Genomic DNA, 17,061 nt, shown 5'->3' with positions numbered 1-17,061 from the left:
GTCTTTCCGTGTCCTTGTCCGAAGCCCGGGTCTACTCGGACTTGGCGAAGATGTCGTCCATCTCGCCTGCGGCCTTGTCCGCCGCCTCCTGGACGCTCTGGTCGCCCTTGAGTACGGACTGGACCAGCTTCAGGACCACCTGGCTGGCCTGGATCTCGCCGTAGGAGGTGGTCTTCGGAACGGTCGCGCCGGCCTCCAGCATCTGCTTGGCGAACGGCTCGACCAGCGGGTCACCCTGGTCGGCGATCTTCTTCAGCTCGGTGTTGGTGCCGGGGAAGTAGTTCGTCTGCTCGGCCCACTCGGCGGCGAACTTGCCGGTGGTGGCCATCTTGACGTACTCCCAGGCCAGTTCCTTCTTGTCGCTGTCGAACGTCGACAGGTAGGAACCGCCGAGGAACGACGGGCTCATGCCGCCGTCCTTGCCGGGGATCGGCGCGGCGGCGAGCTTGCCCTCCAGCTCGGGGGCCTCGTCGAGGAAGGTCTTGGGGGTCCAGTTGCCGGAGATCGTCATGGCGACGTTCCCCTTGGTGAACTCCTGGGCCACCTCGTCCTCGCGCCAGGTGGTGACCTTCGCCGGGGACAGCTTGTCCTTCGTGGCGAGGTCGGTGTAGAACTGCAGGCCCTCGACGGCCTCCGGCGAGTTGATGGCGGACTTCCAGGTGTCGCCCTCCTGCACCGCGGGCTCGCCGCCCGCGCCCCAGACGAAGGGCATCGCGAACATCTCGGCCCCGCCGGCGACGGGGAACGAGATCATGTCCGGCTCCTCCTTCTTCAGCGTGAGCGCGACGTCACGCAGCTCTTCCCAGGTCGTCGGAGCCTTCAGACCGTGCTTGTCGAAGATGTCCTTGCGGTAGACGAGGCCGCGCACGCCCGCGTACCAGGGCATGCCGTACTGCTTGCCCTCCAGCGTGCCCGCGTCCTTCAGCCCCTCGACCAGGTCCTGGTCGAGCCCGGCGTCCTTCACCTGGTCGGTGACGTCCACCAGGCCGCCGGTCTCGGCGAACTGCGGCACCCAGGTGGTGCCGACCTCGGCGACGTCCGGCACCTGGTCCGGGCCACCCTCGATCGCAGTGGTGAACTTGCGCTGGGCGCTCTCCCACTGCTGGTACTCGACGTTGACCTTCGCCCCGGTCTTCTTCTCGAACTCCTTGTTCAATTTGTCGAAGAAGGGCTCGGCATCGGGGTTGGTCCCCTTCATGATCCAGACGTCGAGGGTCTTGCCCTTGCCGTCCAGTGCGTCGCCGCCGCCGTCCCCCTCGTCGGAGTCGCTGCCACAGGCAGCGAGCCCCAGCACCATTGCGGCGCTCACGGCGCCGATGACGAACTTCCGCATGAACCGCTCCCGCTCTCCAGTGAGCCGAACCTGAACTTGTCTAGACCAGCAGGACGGTATGGAGTGGTTTAACCAGGGTCAAGGGTGGTTTCGAGGTGATGCCGAACCGTTGTCTGAGGTGCCGCCGAAGCGCCCTTCCGACAATTGTCCGACCTTTGGCGTTGCGCGCTGTGCACCCGAAACTATCATCGCCCTTTTTGTCGCACCCGCCCTCGGCGCGTGACCGAGGGCGGGCACGGAAGCGCTTGCTATGGCGAAGCGTCAGCCGGCGGCCGTGCCGGAAGCGGTCAGCGTGCACGCGTCGCCGTTGAGCGTGGCGCGCTTCGGCGGCGAAACATCACCCGTATGGCTCGCCAGATAGCCCAGCGAGACGCTCTCCCCCGGCTCGATCACCGCGTTGTGCGGGGCGTTGGCCGCCGTGATCATGTCGCTGCCCTGGAAGAGGTCGGTGTTCCAGTCCGAGATCACGGTCTGGCCCATCGCGAGGGGGAACTTCAGCGTCCAGCCGTCGATCGGCGTGCTGCCGGTGTTGGTGAGCGTGAGGTCCGCCTTCAGACCGCCACCCCAGGTCGTCGAGGCGACGGCCAGCCCGCAGGTAGGCCGCTGCCGCTCGAAGGCGACCTTGTGCAGCCCGCCCGGCAGGTCGTTGACGACGTAGAACTCGCCGTCGACCGTCTCGCCGACATCGGTGATCTGGGTCGGGAACTGACCGATCTCCGCCTGCCGGTAGCCGCCCCTGCCGTCCGCGCGCAGCGCCCAGACCGCCGACGAGCAGTAGTCGGTGCCGATGTACGTGCCGCCCAGCAGGTCCGCGTACCGCTCGCCGCGGTAGACCCGGCCGCCGACCACGGCGCAGCCGCCGGTCTGCGGGGAGTAGGTGAAGACGGGGTCGGTGTAGTCGGCGTCCCCGGCGCACTGGGCCTCGTCGAAGACCTGGAAGCCCTCGCGGCAGGACCAGCCGAAGTTCGCGCCCGCCTGCTCCGAACGGGCGACGTGGTCGATCTCCTCCCAGCGGCCCTGGCCGACGTCGCCGAGCCACAGCGAGCCGTCCGCGGGGTCGAAGGAGAAGCGCCAGGGGTTGCGCAGCCCGTACGCCCAGATCTCCGGGCGGGCGTCCGCGGTGCCGACGAACGGATTGTCCTGCGGCACGCAGTACGGCAGGTCGCCGCAGGTCCTGCCGACGTCGATGCGCAGCAGCTTGCCGAGGAGGGTGTCGAGGCGCTGGCCGCTGTCGAACGGGTCGCCGGCGCCGCCGCCGTCGCCGATGGTCCAGTACAGATAGCCGTCGGGGCCGAAGGCGATCGTGCCGCCGTTGTGGTTGCTGTACTCGGCGTGCTCCTGGGCGAGCAGCACCTCCAGGCCGCCGTCGTCGAGCCCGTAGCGGGCCAGGGTGATCGCGCCGTCGGGCAGCGCGCTGTAGACCACGTACAGGTCCTGCACCTCGGGGAACTCCGGGTCCGGGACGATGGCGAGCAGCCCGCGCTCGTTGCCGGACTCGTCGACGACGTCGGTGAGGTCGGCGACGGGATCCGGGGCGAGGCCGGTGTCGGGGTGGTAGGCGCGGACGGTGCCGCGCTTCTCGGCGATGAACAGCCTGCCGCTGCCGTCGTCGGGCGCGGCGATGTCGATGGGGCGGCGCAGTCCGGAGGCCACCTGGGTGGTGGTGACCGCCAGCTCCTCCAGCGGGACGTCGGCGGCGGGGCCCGATCCGGTGACGGTCGGTTCGGGGGCCGCGGCGGCCGTGAGGGGGGCGAACAGGGCGAGCACTAAGGCGAGGAACAGCGGTGCCGTCGAGCGACGTCTGAGCATGTGGACTCCAGGGATACGAGCGGGAGTTGCATGACGGCGCACCTTCCCGGAAGGTATCCGCTACGCCCCGGCCGCACCAGACCGCAGCCATCCCACAGGACCCGCCCGCCCCCTTCGCCCCACCGCGCCCACCGCGCCCGCCGGACGCGCCGAGGCGCCCGCCTCAACGGTCGGGGAGAGGCAGGCGCCGCGGGTCTTGCTGTTCCGTACCTCGTTGTACGGGACATCCCAAGGACATCTTCGGGTGGTGCGGCCCGGCGTCAGACCACCAGCGCCCGGTCCGTCGGCCGGATCGGCGCCGGCAGGTCGCTGGCGCCCGTCAGCATACGGTCCACGCCGCGCGCCGCGGAACGGCCCTCGGCGATCGCCCAGACGATCAGCGACTGACCGCGCCCCGCGTCGCCGGCGACGAAGACGCCGGGGACGCTGGTGGCGTAGTCCGCGTCACGGGCGACGTTGCCGCGCGCGTCCAGCTCCAGGCCCAGCTGCTCGACCAGACCGTTCTCCCGGTCCACGCCGGTGAAGCCCATCGCGAGGGTGACCAGTTCGGCCGGGATCTTCTGCTCGCTGCCCGGCACCGGCTTGAACCCGCCGTCCTCGAACCGCACCTCGACCAGGTGCAGGAAGGCCACGTTGCCGTCCTCGTCGCCCTCGAAGTGGGTCGTCGAGACCGCGTAGACGCGCTCCCCGCCCTCCTCGTGGGCGGAGCTGACCTTGTACGTCATCGGGTACGTCGGCCATGGCTGGCCCTCGGGCCGCTCCTCCGACGGCCGCGGCATGATCTCCAGCTGGGTCACGGACGCCGCGCCCTGCCGGTGTGCGGTGCCGACGCAGTCGGCGCCGGTGTCGCCGCCGCCGATGACCACGACGTGCTTGCCCTCGGCGGAGACCGGCGGCGCGACGTAGTCGCCCTCCTGGACCTTGTTGGCCAGCGGCAGATACTCCATCGCCTGGTAGACGCCGCCCAGTTCGCGGCCCGGCACCGGCAGGTCGCGGGCGGTGGTGGCGCCGGCGGCGATGACCACGGCGTCGTAGCGCTTGCGCAGCTTGGCGGCGTCGATGTCGCGGCCGATCTCCACGCCCGTACGGAACTTGGTGCCCTCCGCCCGCATCTGCTCGACGCGCCGGTTGATGTGCCGCTTCTCCATCTTGAACTCGGGGATGCCGTACCGCAGCAGCCCGCCGATCCGGTCGGCCCGCTCGTAGACCGCGACCGTGTGCCCGGCCCGCGTCAGCTGCTGCGCGGCGGCCAGCCCCGCGGGGCCCGAGCCGATGACAGCGACCGTCTTGCCCGACAGGCGCTCCGGCGGCTGCGGCGTGACGGCGCCGGCCTCCCACGCTTTGTCGATGATGGTGACCTCGACGTTCTTGATGGTCACCGCCGGCTGGTTGATGCCCAGCACGCAGGCCGTCTCGCACGGCGCCGGGCACAGCCGCCCGGTGAACTCCGGGAAGTTGTTGGTCGCGTGCAGCCGCTCGATGGCGGCGGTCCAGTCCTCGCGGTAGGCGTAGTCGTTCCACTCGGGGATGAGGTTGCCCAGCGGACAGCCGTTGTGGCAGAAGGGGATGCCGCAGTCCATGCAGCGGCCCGCCTGCTTGCTGATGACGGGCAGCAGCGAGCCCGGGACGTAGACCTCGTTCCAGTCCTTGACCCGCTCGGCGACGGGCCGGGTCTCGGCGACCTCGCGGCCGGTGGTCAGGAAGCCCTTGGGGTCAGCCATGGAGCGCAGCCTCCATCATCTTCTCGTGCGTCTGGGCCTCGGTGAGGCCGGCCCGCTCAGCGGCGTCCTTGGCGGTGAGCACTGCCTTGTACGTGGACGGGTAGACCTTGCTGAACCGCGCGACGCCCGCGTCGGGGGCGTCCCACTCGGCGAGCAGCTTGCCGGCGACGGTCGAGCCGGTCTCCTCGTGATGGCGGCGCACCACGTCGTGCAGCCACTCCCGGTCGGCGTCGTCCAGCTTCTCGACGGCGGTGAGATTCCCCTCGTTGACGTTGTCCGGGTCGAGGTCGATGACGTACGCGACGCCACCGGACATGCCGGCCGCGAAGTTGCGCCCGGTCTCGCCCAGCACGACCGCCTGGCCGCCGGTCATGTACTCGCAGCCGTGGTCGCCGACGCCCTCGGCGACGACGAGCGCACCGGAGTTGCGGACGCAGAACCGCTCGCCGACCTTGCCGCGCAGGAACATCTCGCCGCCGGTGGCGCCGTACGCGAGGGTGTTGCCCGCGATGACGCTGTACTCGGCGAGGTGCTCGGCGCCGCGGTCCGGACGGACCACGAGCCGGCCGCCGGACAGGCCCTTGCCGACGTAGTCGTTGGCGTCGCCCTCCAGCCGCAGCGTGACGCCGCGCGGCACGAAGGCGCCGAACGACTGGCCGGCGGAGCCGGTGAAGGTGAGGTCGATCGCGCCGTCGGGCAGGCCGTCGCCGCCGAACTTCTTCGTCACCTCGTGGCCGAGCATGGTGCCGACCGTGCGGTTGATGTTGCGGATCGCCACCCGGGCCCGTACGGGCTGGGCCTCGGCGGCGGACGGCGCGGCCAGCGCGTCGGCGGCGAGCTTGATCAGCTCGTTGTCGAGCGCCTTCTCCAGGCCGTGGTCCTGGCCGGTGACCCGGTAGCGCGCGGCGCCGTCCGGCAGCTCCGGGACGTACAGCAGCGGCGCGAGGTCCAGGCCCTGGGCCTTCCAGTGGTCGACGGCGCGGGAGATGTCGAGCATCTCGGCGTGGCCGACGGCCTCCTCCAGGCTGCGGAAGCCCAGCTCGGCCAGGAGCTCGCGGACCTCCTCGGCGATGAACTCGAAGAAGTTGACGACGTGCTCGGCCTGGCCGTTGTAGCGCTCGCGCAGCACCGGGTTCTGGGTGGCGATGCCGACCGGGCAGGTGTCCAGGTGGCACACGCGCATCATCACGCAGCCGGAGACCACCAGCGGCGCGGTCGCGAAGCCGAACTCCTCGGCGCCGAGCAGCGCGGCGACGACCACGTCGCGGCCGGTCTTGAGCTGGCCGTCGGTCTGCACGACGATCCGGTCGCGCAGCCCGTTGAGCAGCAGCGTCTGCTGGGTCTCGGCGAGGCCCAGCTCCCAGGGGCCGCCGGCGTGCTTCAGCGACGTCAGCGGGGAGGCGCCGGTGCCGCCGTCGTGTCCTGAGATCAGCACCACGTCGGCGTGCGCCTTGGACACCCCGGCCGCGACCGTGCCGACGCCGACCTCGCTGACCAGCTTCACGTGGATGCGGGCCTGCGGGTTGGCGTTCTTCAGGTCGTGGATGAGCTGCGCCAGGTCCTCGATCGAGTAGATGTCGTGGTGCGGCGGCGGCGAGATGAGGCCGACGCCGGGCGTGGAGTGCCGGGTCCTGGCCACCCACGGGTACACCTTGTGGCCGGGCAACTGGCCGCCCTCGCCGGGCTTGGCGCCCTGCGCCATCTTGATCTGGATGTCGTCGGCGTTGACCAGGTACTCGCTGGTGACGCCGAAGCGGCCGGAGGCCACCTGCTTGATCGCCGAGCGCCGCCGCGGGTCGTACAGCCGGTCGGCGTCCTCGCCGCCCTCGCCGGTGTTGGACTTGCCGCCGAGCTGGTTCATCGCGATCGCCAGCGTCTCGTGCGCCTCCTGCGAGATGGAGCCGTACGACATGGCGCCGGTGGAGAACCGCTTGACGATCTCGGCGACGGGCTCGACCTCGTCCAGCGGCACGGCCGGCCGGTCCGACGCCAGCCGGAACAGGCCGCGCAGCGTCATCAGCCGCTCGGACTGCTCGTCCACGCGCTGCGTGTACTGCTTGAAGATGTCGTAGCGGCGGGTGCGGGTCGAGTGCTGCAGCCGGAAGACCGTGTCCGGGTCGAACAGGTGCGGCTCGCCCTCGCGGCGCCACTGGTACTCGCCGCCGATCTCCAGGTTGCGGTGCGCCGGGGCGATGCCGGAGGCGGGGTACGCCTTGGCGTGCCGGGCGGCGACCTCCCGGGCGATGACGTCGAGGCCGGCGCCGCCGATCTTCGAGGTGGTGCCGTGGAAGTACGTGTCCACGAACTCCTGGTCCAGGCCGATGGCCTCGAAGACCTGCGCACCGCGGTACGAGGCGACGGTGGAGATGCCCATCTTGGACATCACCTTCAGCACGCCCTTGCCCAGCGCCTTGATCAGGTTGCGGATGGCCGTCTGCGCATCGCCGTCCGGGCCGCCCTCGATGAACGTGCCGGCGCGGACGAGGTCTTCGACGGACTCCATCGCCAGGTACGGGTTGACCGCGGCGGCCCCGTACCCGATGAGCAGCGCGACGTGGTGCACCTCGCGCACGTCGCCGGCCTCGACCAGCAGGCCGACCTGGGAGCGCTGCTTGGTGCGGATCAGGTGGTGGTGGACGGCGGAGGTGAGCAGCAGCGACGGGATCGGGGCGTGCTCGGCGTCGGAGTGCCGGTCGGAGAGGACCAGCAGCCGGGCGCCCGAGTCGATCGCCGCGTCGACCTCGGCGCAGACCTCCGCCAGCCGGTCGGCGAGCGCCTGGCCGCCGCCCTGCACGCGGTACAGCCCGGAGAGCGTCACGGACTTGAAGCCCGGCATGTCGCCGTCGGCGTTGACGTGGATGAGCTTGGCCAGCTCGTCGTTGTCCAGGACGGGGAAGGGCAGCGTGACCGTACGACAGGACGCGGGCGTGGGTTCGAGCAGGTTGGCCTGCGGGCCCAGCGCCGAGTGCAGCGAGGTGACCAGCTCCTCGCGGATCGCGTCCAGCGGCGGGTTGGTGACCTGCGCGAAGAGCTGCGTGAAGTAGTCGAAGATCAGCCGCGGCCGGTCCGAGAGCCCCGCGAGCGGGGTGTCGGAGCCCATGGAGCCGATCGGCTCCGCGCCGGTGCGCGCCATCGGCGCGAGCAGGACGCGCAGCTCCTCCTCGGTGTAGCCGAAGGTCTGCTGGCGGCGGGTGACCGAGGCGTGGGTGTGCACGATGTGCTCGCGCTCGGGCAGCTCCGGCAGCGCGACGGTGCCGGCGTCCAGCCAGTCCCCGTACGGGTGCTCCGCGGCCAGCTCCGCCTTGATCTCGTCGTCCTCGACGATACGGTGCTGCGCGGTGTCGACCAGGAACATCCGGCCGGGCTGGAGCCGGCCCTTGCGCACGACGCGGTCCGGGTCGAAGTCGAGCACGCCGACCTCGGAGGCCAGCACGACCAGGCCGTCGTCGGTGACCCAGTAGCGGCCGGGACGCAGGCCGTTGCGGTCCAGGACGGCGCCGACGAGGGTGCCGTCGGTGAAGCTGACGCCGGCCGGGCCGTCCCAGGGCTCCATGACGGTGGAGTGGTACTGGTAGAACGCGCGCCGGGCCGGGTCCATGGACTCGTGGTTCTCCCACGCCTCCGGGATCATCATCAGCATCGCGTGCGGCAGCGACCGGCCGCCCAGGTGCAGCAGCTCCAGCACCTCGTCGAAGGAGGCGGTGTCGGAGGCGTCGGGGGTGCAGATGGGGAAGACCCGCTCCAGGTCGTGCGCGCCGAACAGCTCCGAGTAGAGCTGGGACTCACGGGCGCGCATCCAGTTGCGGTTGCCCTTGACCGTGTTGATCTCGCCGTTGTGCGCGATGTAGCGGTACGGGTGGGCCAGCGGCCAGCTCGGGAAGGTATTGGTCGAGAACCGGGAGTGCACGACGCCGATGGCGGTGGTCAGCCGGCGGTCCGACAGGTCCGGGAAGAACGGTTCGAGCTGCCCGGTGGTCAGCATGCCCTTGTAGACCAGGGTGCGCGAGGACAGCGACGGGAAGTACACGTCGGTCTCGCGCTCGGCGCGCTTGCGCAGCACGAACGCGGACCGGTCGAGATCGATGCCGCTCTTGCGGGCCGCCGGTTCCGTGGCCGCGCTCTCGACGAAGAGCTGGGCGAACGCCGGCATGGTCGCGCGGGCGCCGCTGCCGAGCAGCTCGGGCGCGACGGGCACCTCGCGCCAGCCGAGCACCCGCAGGCCCTCCTCGGCGGCGATGGCCTCGACCCGCTCCCGTACGGCGGCGGCCTCGTCCTCGGCCACGGGCAGGAAGGCCATGCCGACGGCGTACGAACCGGCAGCGGGCAGCGGGAAACTCACCGCGGCACGCAGGAAGGCGTCGGGGACCTGCAGCAGGATGCCGGCGCCGTCGCCGGTGTCCGGGTCGGAGCCGGTGGCACCGCGGTGCTCCAGGTTGCGCAGCACCGTCAGCGCCTGCTGGACGAGTGCGTGGCTGGCCTCCCCGCTCAGCGTGGCGACGAAGCCGACCCCGCAGGCGTCGTGCTCGTACCGGGGGTCGTACAGCCCCTGCGCTGCAGGGCGGGCCGCCTGGGATGCGTGCCGCATCGGCTCTCCCGTCGTCGTCGTGGCAGTGATGTGCCGAGGGACGACGTTGGCCCTGGCCGAAATTTCGTGCAGGTTACATGATGACCTGCAGCTCAGGAAGCGGATACCGCGTATCAGCATCCGGACACCCCGGGTCGGGGAGCGTGCCCCGCCAAGCGGGGGATCTGCACGGTTCGTGCAGGAGGAAGCGCGGGCGGCACTGCCCGCGGTTCCCGTCACATGCCCGCGGTCGTCCGGTCCGAAACGCGGAGGTAATAGATCAGGAGTGCGGGCGGGTCGCTTCCGAGGATACGGGATCCGGCCGGGCCCGCGGCCCGGCGCTCAGCCCCCGACCGTGGCCCCGAAGAGCGCGCCCAGACCGTAGGTGACGGCCGCCGCGGCCCCGCCGAGGAAGAGCTGCCGCAGCCCGCTGTACCACCAGCTACGGGCCGTGATGCGCGCCACCGCCGCACCGCAGGCGAAGAGCCCGGCCAGGGCGAGCAGCACCGCGGGCCACAGCGCCGTGGCGCCCAGCAGATACGGCAGCACCGGCAGCAGGGCGCCGACGGCGAACGAGCCGAACGACGACAGCGCCGCCACCGTCGGCGACGGCAGGTCACCCGGGTCCACGCCCAGCTCCTCGCGGGCGTGGATCTCCAGCGCCTGCTCGGGGTCGCGCATGAGCTGCTCGGCCACCTCGGCGGCCAGCTCCGGGTCCACCCCGCGGGACTCGTACAGATCGCTCAGCTCGCGCCGCTCGTCCTCCGGGTGCCGGCTCAGCTCGCGCCGCTCCACGTCCAGCTCGGCGAGGACCAGCTCGCGCTGGGAGGCGACGGAGGTGTACTCCCCCGCGGCCATCGAGAACGCGCCTGCCGCCAGCCCCGCGAGGCCGGTCAGCACGATGGTCGTGGACGAGACCGAGCCGCCGGCCACACCGGTGATCAGCGCGAGGTTCGACACCAGTCCGTCCATCGCGCCGAAGACGGCGGGCCGCAGCCAGCCGCCGGTGACGTCACGGTGGGTATGGCCGTGCCGCTCGGCCGGCCGGCCCGCCTGCAGCCCCGCGGACATGGATCGCGCTCCCCTCGTCGATCTTCAGTTCGACGATACGCGCGGTCCCGGCGGCCCGCCAGCAAGGCAGGCCGTACTCACCTGGGGTGACGCACCCCGACCGGCATGTGTCCGCATGTGTCCGCCCGGTGCCCGGGGCCGGTGTGTCCGGGGGCGCCGGGCGGCGGGGGCGCGAGCGGCTGAGGCGTCAGAGGTGCTGCGGGTCGTGCGGATGCTTCCGGTGCGCGGCGGAGGGCTCGGCAGGCGGAGGTGCCCTTACCGGCCGTATCAGCGGGGTTCGGTCGCCGGACGCGCCGGACAGACTCTAGGGGACGATCCGGCCGGGTACCCGGGCCGGACACGGGCGGGGCCGTCGCCGCGGGTGCGGTGACGGCCCTGCCGTGCGTGCGGTTGCCGGCGGCGGCTACGTGTGGCGGCCGCGCTCTCCGGCCGGGGGCTCGCCGGCGGTCTTGGCCTCGGCCGCCACGGCGGGCCGGGGCTCCGGCCCGCCGACCGTACCGGAGGCGTCGTCCGGCTCGACCGTCTTGCCGGGCTCACCCACCTTGGCGGACTCGCCGTCCACGGCCTTGCCGCCGTCCCCGGGCTCGCCGGCCGCCGCACCGGGCTCGTCCTGCGCCCCGGGTTCCACGACCTCCTCGCGGCCCGGCCGCTTCTTCGCCGACACCACGATGTAGAGCACCGCGGCGGCGAAGACCAGGATCGACGTCCAGACGTTGAGCCGCAGCCCGAGGACGTCGTGCGCCTCGTCCACGCGCAGGTACTCGATCCAGCCGCGGCCGGCCGTGTACCCCGCCACGTACAGGGCGAAGGCACGGCCGTGGCCGAGGCGGAAGCGCCGGTCGGCCCAGATCACCAGCAGCGCGACGCCGATGCACCACAGCGACTCGTACAGGAAGGTCGGGTGGAACGTCTCGGCGGTGCCGGTGACCGAGTGCTCCGCGTCGATCTCGACGGCCCAGGACACGTCGGTCTGCTTGCCGTACAGCTCCTGGTTGAACCAGTTGCCCCAGCGGCCGAGGGCCTGCGCGAGCGCGATGCCGGGCGCGACGGCGTCGGCGTAGGCCGGGATCGGGATGCCGCGGCGGCGGCAGCCGATCCAGGCGCCGAGGGCGCCCATCGCGATGGCGCCCCAGATGCCGAGGCCGCCCTCCCAGATCTCGAAGGCCTTGACCCAGTCGCCGCCCTCGCCGAAATACGGCTCGTACGTGGTGACCACGTGGTAGAGGCGGCCGCCGACAAGCCCGAAGGGCACGGCCCAGATGGCGATGTCCGCGACGGTCCCCGCCCGGCCGCCGCGCGCGATCCAGCGGCGTCCGCCGAGCCAGATGGCCACGAAGATGCCGAGCAGGATGGCGAGGGCGTAACCGCGCAGCGGGAGCGGTCCGAGGTGCCAGACGCCGTCGGATGGGCTGGGGATGTATGCGAGATCCATAGCAGCATCGACGGTACCGTGCCGCGGCGCGGCACGGGGAGCCCGCGGGGACAACGGCTCCGTAACTCTCCGCGATAACGGCGCTGCGCCCCGGCGGATCAGTCCTTCCCGGCGTCCTCGACGAGTTGCTTGAAGCTCTCGGGGGTGAGGTTCGCGCCCTGGCCGAAGATGTTCTCTCCGTCCAGCAGGACGGTGGGGGTGGAGTTGTGGCCGGACTTGCCGAACGCGTCGTCGGAGGCGTCGACCCAGCCGTCGAACCTGCCGTCGTCGACACAGGAGTCGAAGCGCTTGCTGCTCAGCCCGTCGACCTTGCCCGCCAGGTCCTTCAGGTGCCCCTTGTCGGCGAAGGCGTCGTCGTTCTCCGGGGGCTGGTTGCGGAAGAGCACGTCGTGGTACGGGACGAACTCCCCGGCGTCCTGGGCGCAGGCCGCGGCGTTGGCGGCGTTCAGCGAGCCGGTGCCGCCGAAGTTGCCGTCGATGAGCTTGACCAGCCGGTACTCGGTGCGCAGCTTGCCGGCGTCCTCCAGGTCGTTGATCGTCTTACTGAAGGTGTGCTCGAACTGGCCGCAGGCCGGGCAGCGGAAGTCCTCGTACACGGTGAGGTCGGCCGGGGCGGCCGCCTTCCCCGCGGGCAGCGCCAGCCGGTCCTTGCCGACGGCGCCCTTCGGGAACACGACGGGCTTGTCGGTCTCGTCCCCGCCGGTGTTCTGGCCGATGAGGACGCCGACCACCGTGACCACGGCGAGCACCCCGACCACCGCCGCGAGCACGACGAGCATGCGCCGGTGCTTGTCCTTGGCATTCTGCCGCTCGCGCTCGGCCTGCATCCGCTCCCGGGCGGTGCGCTTTCCCTGAGGGTTGTTCTCGCTCACGCCCGGCTATAACGAGGGACCCGCCCCCCGGTGACGGATCAGAACACGTGCCCGTACTGCAGGTATGCGGTGAGGGCGGAGAGCACCAGCACCACCGAGACGAGGACGAGGCCGACGGTGAGGGCGCGCGGCACCGGCGCGTGCGGCATCCGCGCGCGGGGGCGGCGTATCCGGCGCGGCCGAGGGGCCGCCTCGCGCCGGGCTTCGTCGGCGGCGAGCCGCTCCGTGACCTCATACCAGCGCGCGGAGTGCTCCTTCGGCGCGGTGTCCTCTATCTGGCTCAGGGAATCCCTCTGGAACCGCTCCCATATGTCGTCGGGCAGACGCGGTTCATCGTCGGCGCCGGACTGTTTGCCGGCCATCGGGCCCTCCCCTGTGCGGCACGGATTGCTCCCTTCCAGGATCGCACGTCCGTACGCACCGCGGAGGGCCCTGTGGACAACCGTACGAGGCCGTCAGGCCCGCCGGCGTACCCCCTCGGCCAGCTCGCCCGCCAGCGCCCGCACGGCCGCGAGACCGGCCTCGTGGTCGTCCCCGGCGGCCAGCAGCCGCTTGACGAACGCCGAGCCGACGATCACGCCGTCGGCGAACGCCGCGACCTCGGCCGCCTGGTCCGCCGTCGAGACGCCGAGGCCGACGCAGACGGACAGCCCGCCGTCCCGTACCGCCTCGGTGGCGCGGGTGCGGCGGACCAGGTCCTGGGCCTCGCGGCCCACGGACTCGCGGGTGCCGGTGACGCCCATCAGCGACGCCGCGTAGACGAAGCCGCTGCCGGCCGCGGTGATGGCGGCCAGACGCTGCTCGCGGCTGCTGGGGGCGACCACGAAGACCGTGGCGAGGCCGTGCTTGTCGGCCGCCTGCCGCCACGGTCCCGACTCCTCGACGGGCAGGTCGGGCAGGATGCAGCCCGCGCCGCCCGCCGCGGCCAGGTCCTCGGCGAAGCGCTCCGGGCCGTAGCGGTCGACCGGGTTCCAGTACGTCATGCAGAGCACCGGGGCGTCCGTCGCGGACTGCACCTCGGCGACCGTGCGGATCACATCCCTGATACGCAGCCCGCCGCGCAGCGCGATGTCGTCGGCGGTCTGGATCACCGGGCCGTCCAGCACCGGGTCGCTGTGCGGCAGGCCGACCTCGACGGCGTCGCAGCCGCCTTCGAGCATGGCGGTCATGGCCCGTACGCCCGTGTCCACGTCGGGGAAGCCTGCGGGCAGGTAGCCGATGAGGGCCGCCCGGTCCTCCGCCTTCGCGGCGGCGAGTACGGCGTCGAGCCGCGCGATGTTGCCCGTCACCGGTCCGCCTCCTCGGCGTCGTAGAGCCCGAAGTAGCGGGCGGCGGTGTCCATGTCCTTGTCGCCGCGGCCGGAGAGGTTGACGACGATCAGGCCGTCGGGCCCCAGCTCGCGGCCGACCTCCAGCGCACCGGCGAGCGCGTGGGCGCTCTCGATGGCCGGGATGATGCCCTCGCTGCGCGACAGCAGCCGCAGCGCCTGCATCGCCTCGTCGTCGGTCACGGCCCGGTACTCGGCGCGGCCGGCGTCCTTGAGGTAGGCGTGCTCGGGGCCCACGCCGGGGTAGTCGAGGCCGGCGGAGATCGAGTACGGCTCGGTGATCTGGCCGTCCTCGTCCTGCAGCACGTACGAACGGGAGCCGTGCAGGATCCCGGGGTCGCCGAGGCTGAGGGTCGCGGCGTGCTCGCCGCTGGTCAGGCCGTGCCCGGCGGGCTCGCAGCCGACGAGGCGGACGGCGGGGTGGGGCAGGAAGGCGTGGAAGAGGCCGATGGCGTTGGAGCCGCCGCCGACGCAGGCCACGGCCGCGTCGGGCATCCGGCCGGTGCGGTCGAGCAGCTGCTGCCGGGCCTCGATGCCGATGACCCGGTGGAAGTCCCGGACGAGCGCGGGGAAGGGGTGCGGGCCCGCGACCGTGCCGAAGAGGTAGTGGGTGTGCTCGACGTTGGCGACCCAGTCGCGGAACGCCTCGTTGATGGCGTCCTTCAGGGTGCGGCTGCCGGACGTCACCGGGACGACCTCGGCGCCCAGGATCCGCATGCGGGCGACGTTGAGCGCCTGCCGCTCGGTGTCGATCTCGCCCATGTAGACGGTGCACTCCAGGCCGAGGAGGGCGCAGGCGGTGGCGGTGGCCACGCCGTGCTGGCCCGCGCCGGTCTCGGCGATCACGCGGGTCTTGCCCATGCGGCGGGTGAGCAGGGCCTGGCCCAGCACGTTGTTGATCTTGTGCGAGCCGGTGTGGTTGAGGTCCTCGCGCTTGAGGAAGACCCGGGCGCCGCCGGCCTCCGCGGCGAAGCGCGGCACCTCGGTGAGCGGACTGGGCCGGCCGGTGTAGTTGACGAGCAGGTCGTTCAGCTCGGCGACGAACGACTCGTCGGCCTTGGCCTTCTCGTACGCGACGGCGACCTCGTCGACGGCGGCGCGCAGCGCCTCGGGGATGAACTTGCCGCCGTACGCGCCGAAGTACCCCTCGGCGGTCGGCACCTGACGCTCTGGGTCAGGGATGAAGAATTCTGCGGGCATGGCTGATCCTCGGTCGGAACGGATGACGGACGGCGTGGGGACACGCCGCGTGCCATCGCATGCCGTTGATCTGGCCGGGCTCGGCCCCGATGTGGTACCTGACCCGGCGGCCGCGCACGCGCCGCGCGGGAGCCCGGCAGCCGCGCGGCCGGCATCCCGGAGCCAGCGGCGCGAAGCCGCCGCCCGCCGGCGGGCCGGCGGCGGGCCCCGCCCGGCGACCGGCCGCCGCGGACCGCGGCACACCGCCGCCGCGCGGGGCGCGGGGCGGGGGCGGCCGGTCCACGTGCACGGTCACCGGGGCGTCAGCCCCGCCCGTGGCGCAGCGCGGGGTGGGCGCCGGCGGCGACGAGGTCGGCGACGGCGGCGCGCGGGTCCTTCCCCGTGACCAGGGACTCGCCGACGAGCACGGCGTCGGCGCCGTCGTTCGCGTACGCGATGAGGTCGTGCGGGCCGCGCACGCCGGACTCGGCGATCTTGACGATGTGGTCGGGGATCTCGGGGGCCACCCGGCCGAAGTTGCCGCGGTCCACCTCAAGGGTCTTGAGGTTCCGCGCGTTCACGCCGATGATCCTTGCCCCGGCGGCCACGGCCCGCTCGGTCTCCTCCTCGTCGTGCACCTCGACCAGCGGCGTGAGCCCGATGGACTCGGCCCGCTCCACCAGCGAGACCAGCGCCTCCTGGTCCAGCGCGGCGACGATGAGCAGGACCAGGTCGGCGCCGTACGCCCGCGCCTCCCAGAGCTGGTACGCGGTGACGACGAAGTCCTTGCGCAGCACCGGCAGGTCCACCTTGGCGCGCACGGCCTCCAGGTCCGCCAGCGAGCCTCCGAAGCGGCGCTGCTCGGTCAGGACGCTGATGACGGCGGCACCGCCCGCCTCGTAGTCCGCGGCGAGCGCGGCCGGGTCGGCGATGGCCGCGAGGGCGCCCTTGGACGGGCTGGAGCGCTTGACCTCGCAGACGACGGTGACACTGTCGCCGCGCAGCGCGGCGACGCCGTCGCGCGCCTGGGGGGCCCTGGCGGCGCGCTCCTTGAGCTCGTCGAGGCCGACCCGGGCCTGCCGCTCGGCGAGGTCCTCGCGCACGCCGTCAATGATCTCGTCGAGCACACTCACGCGAGCGGACCCCTTTCTGCTGGCGCCGGTGCCGGCCGGCGCCGGGCGCCGGGCGCCGACGGGCGGCTGTTCGGGTATCTGCGATGGTATCCGGCACCGGGCGGAAGCCCCGAATCCGGACCTTCTCCGTCCCACCGGTCGGACACGCTGCCGCTACGGTCCCGGCACCGCCCCGAAGGGCAGGTTCCGCAGCAGCGTAAACGCTGCGACCAGCGCGAACAGCACCGACCCCGCGGGCAGCCGCGCCGGGATCCGAAGGCGCAGGAGCACCCGCGGGCGGGGGCGTCCGGCGGCGAGCAGCCATCCCAGCAGGGCGACGGCCAGGACGGCCGCGCCGGCGGCCACGAGGGCGTTGGCGCCGAGCGCCGCGGCCACGTCGCCGTGGGCGAGCGCGTACGCGCAGCGCAGGCCGCCGCATCCGGGGCAGGCCAGGCCCGTGTACGCCAGGACGGGGCAGGGCGGGTAGCGGCCGGGCTCGTTCGGGTCGACGGCGCCGACCGCGGCGAGGCCGCCGGCGGCGCAGGCCAGCGCGGCGAGCGGGGGCGCGAGGCGCCGGAGCGGGGCGGTCGCGGCGGTACGGGCGGACACACCCGGATTGTCCCGGTGGCAGCGCGCGGGCG

Annotated in this window: 13 protein-coding genes; all 13 read right to left on the bottom strand. The window is 72.4% G+C overall.

What is annotated here, in order from left to right; genetic code table 11:
• Positions 1-31 precede the first annotated feature (31 nt).
• The 13 genes from ABGA99_RS09950 to ABGA99_RS09890 all read right to left on the bottom strand — a co-directional run bounded on the left by ABGA99_RS09950 (position 32) and on the right by ABGA99_RS09890 (position 17,029).
• The gene (locus tag ABGA99_RS09950) at positions 32-1,333 is read right to left on the bottom strand and encodes a sugar ABC transporter substrate-binding protein (RefSeq protein WP_347575534.1); all 1,302 of its coding nucleotides are present in this window, start codon (positions 1,331-1,333) and stop codon (positions 32-34) included.
• A gap of 261 nt (positions 1,334-1,594) precedes the next feature.
• On the bottom strand, positions 1,595-3,142 hold the full coding sequence (locus ABGA99_RS09945; protein ID WP_347575533.1) for a PQQ-dependent sugar dehydrogenase: 1,548 nt from the start codon (positions 3,140-3,142) through the stop codon (positions 1,595-1,597).
• 260 nt (positions 3,143-3,402) lie between these two features.
• Positions 3,403-4,863 carry a glutamate synthase subunit beta gene (locus tag ABGA99_RS09940; RefSeq protein WP_347582478.1) on the bottom strand — a complete coding sequence of 487 codons (1,461 nt, stop codon included), beginning with the start codon at positions 4,861-4,863 and terminating at the stop codon, positions 3,403-3,405.
• Positions 4,856-9,448 carry a glutamate synthase large subunit gene (gltB, locus tag ABGA99_RS09935; protein ID WP_347575531.1) on the bottom strand — a complete coding sequence of 1,531 codons (4,593 nt, stop codon included), beginning with the start codon at positions 9,446-9,448 and terminating at the stop codon, positions 4,856-4,858. The genes ABGA99_RS09940 and gltB overlap by 8 nt, the downstream gene beginning before the upstream one ends.
• A 321-nt stretch (positions 9,449-9,769) precedes the next feature.
• The gene (locus ABGA99_RS09930; protein WP_347575530.1) at positions 9,770-10,498 is read right to left on the bottom strand and encodes a VIT1/CCC1 transporter family protein; all 729 of its coding nucleotides are present in this window, start codon (positions 10,496-10,498) and stop codon (positions 9,770-9,772) included.
• Positions 10,499-10,901: 403 nt separating this feature from the next.
• Positions 10,902-11,930: a prolipoprotein diacylglyceryl transferase gene (gene lgt / locus ABGA99_RS09925; protein ID WP_347575529.1), complete on the bottom strand. Its 1,029-nt coding sequence runs from the start codon at positions 11,928-11,930 to the stop codon at positions 10,902-10,904.
• 98 nt (positions 11,931-12,028) lie between these two features.
• Entirely contained in the window at positions 12,029-12,802 is a 774-nt protein-coding gene (locus tag ABGA99_RS09920) for a thioredoxin domain-containing protein (protein ID WP_347575528.1), read from the bottom strand.
• A 38-nt stretch (positions 12,803-12,840) separates the two neighbouring features.
• Complete coding sequence (locus ABGA99_RS09915; RefSeq protein WP_347575527.1) at positions 12,841-13,164, bottom strand: hypothetical protein; 324 nt, start codon at positions 13,162-13,164, stop codon at positions 12,841-12,843.
• A gap of 93 nt (positions 13,165-13,257) precedes the next feature.
• Entirely contained in the window at positions 13,258-14,091 is an 834-nt protein-coding gene (trpA, locus tag ABGA99_RS09910; RefSeq protein ID WP_347575526.1) for a tryptophan synthase subunit alpha, read from the bottom strand.
• The gene (trpB, locus tag ABGA99_RS09905; RefSeq protein WP_347575525.1) at positions 14,088-15,329 is read right to left on the bottom strand and encodes a tryptophan synthase subunit beta; all 1,242 of its coding nucleotides are present in this window, start codon (positions 15,327-15,329) and stop codon (positions 14,088-14,090) included. Before trpB ends, trpA begins: the two co-directional genes overlap by 4 nt.
• Positions 15,304-15,570 (bottom strand): hypothetical protein, encoded by a 267-nt coding sequence (locus ABGA99_RS09900; protein ID WP_347575729.1) that lies wholly within the window; start codon positions 15,568-15,570, stop codon positions 15,304-15,306. Before ABGA99_RS09900 ends, trpB begins: the two co-directional genes overlap by 26 nt.
• 61 nt (positions 15,571-15,631) lie before the next feature.
• A complete protein-coding gene (trpC, locus tag ABGA99_RS09895) occupies positions 15,632-16,441 on the bottom strand; it encodes an indole-3-glycerol phosphate synthase TrpC (protein WP_347575524.1) in 810 nt (269 codons plus the stop codon).
• 153 nt (positions 16,442-16,594) lie between these two features.
• The gene (locus ABGA99_RS09890) at positions 16,595-17,029 is read right to left on the bottom strand and encodes a DUF2752 domain-containing protein (RefSeq protein WP_347575523.1); all 435 of its coding nucleotides are present in this window, start codon (positions 17,027-17,029) and stop codon (positions 16,595-16,597) included.
• Positions 17,030-17,061 lie beyond the last annotated feature (32 nt).

The sequence above is a fragment of the Streptomyces sp. B5E4 genome (assembly GCF_039871555.1).
Classification (GTDB): domain Bacteria; phylum Actinomycetota; class Actinomycetes; order Streptomycetales; family Streptomycetaceae; genus Streptomyces.
Note: the sequence above shows the minus strand (reverse complement) of the source record. Positions and strands in the feature narration are given on the sequence as shown.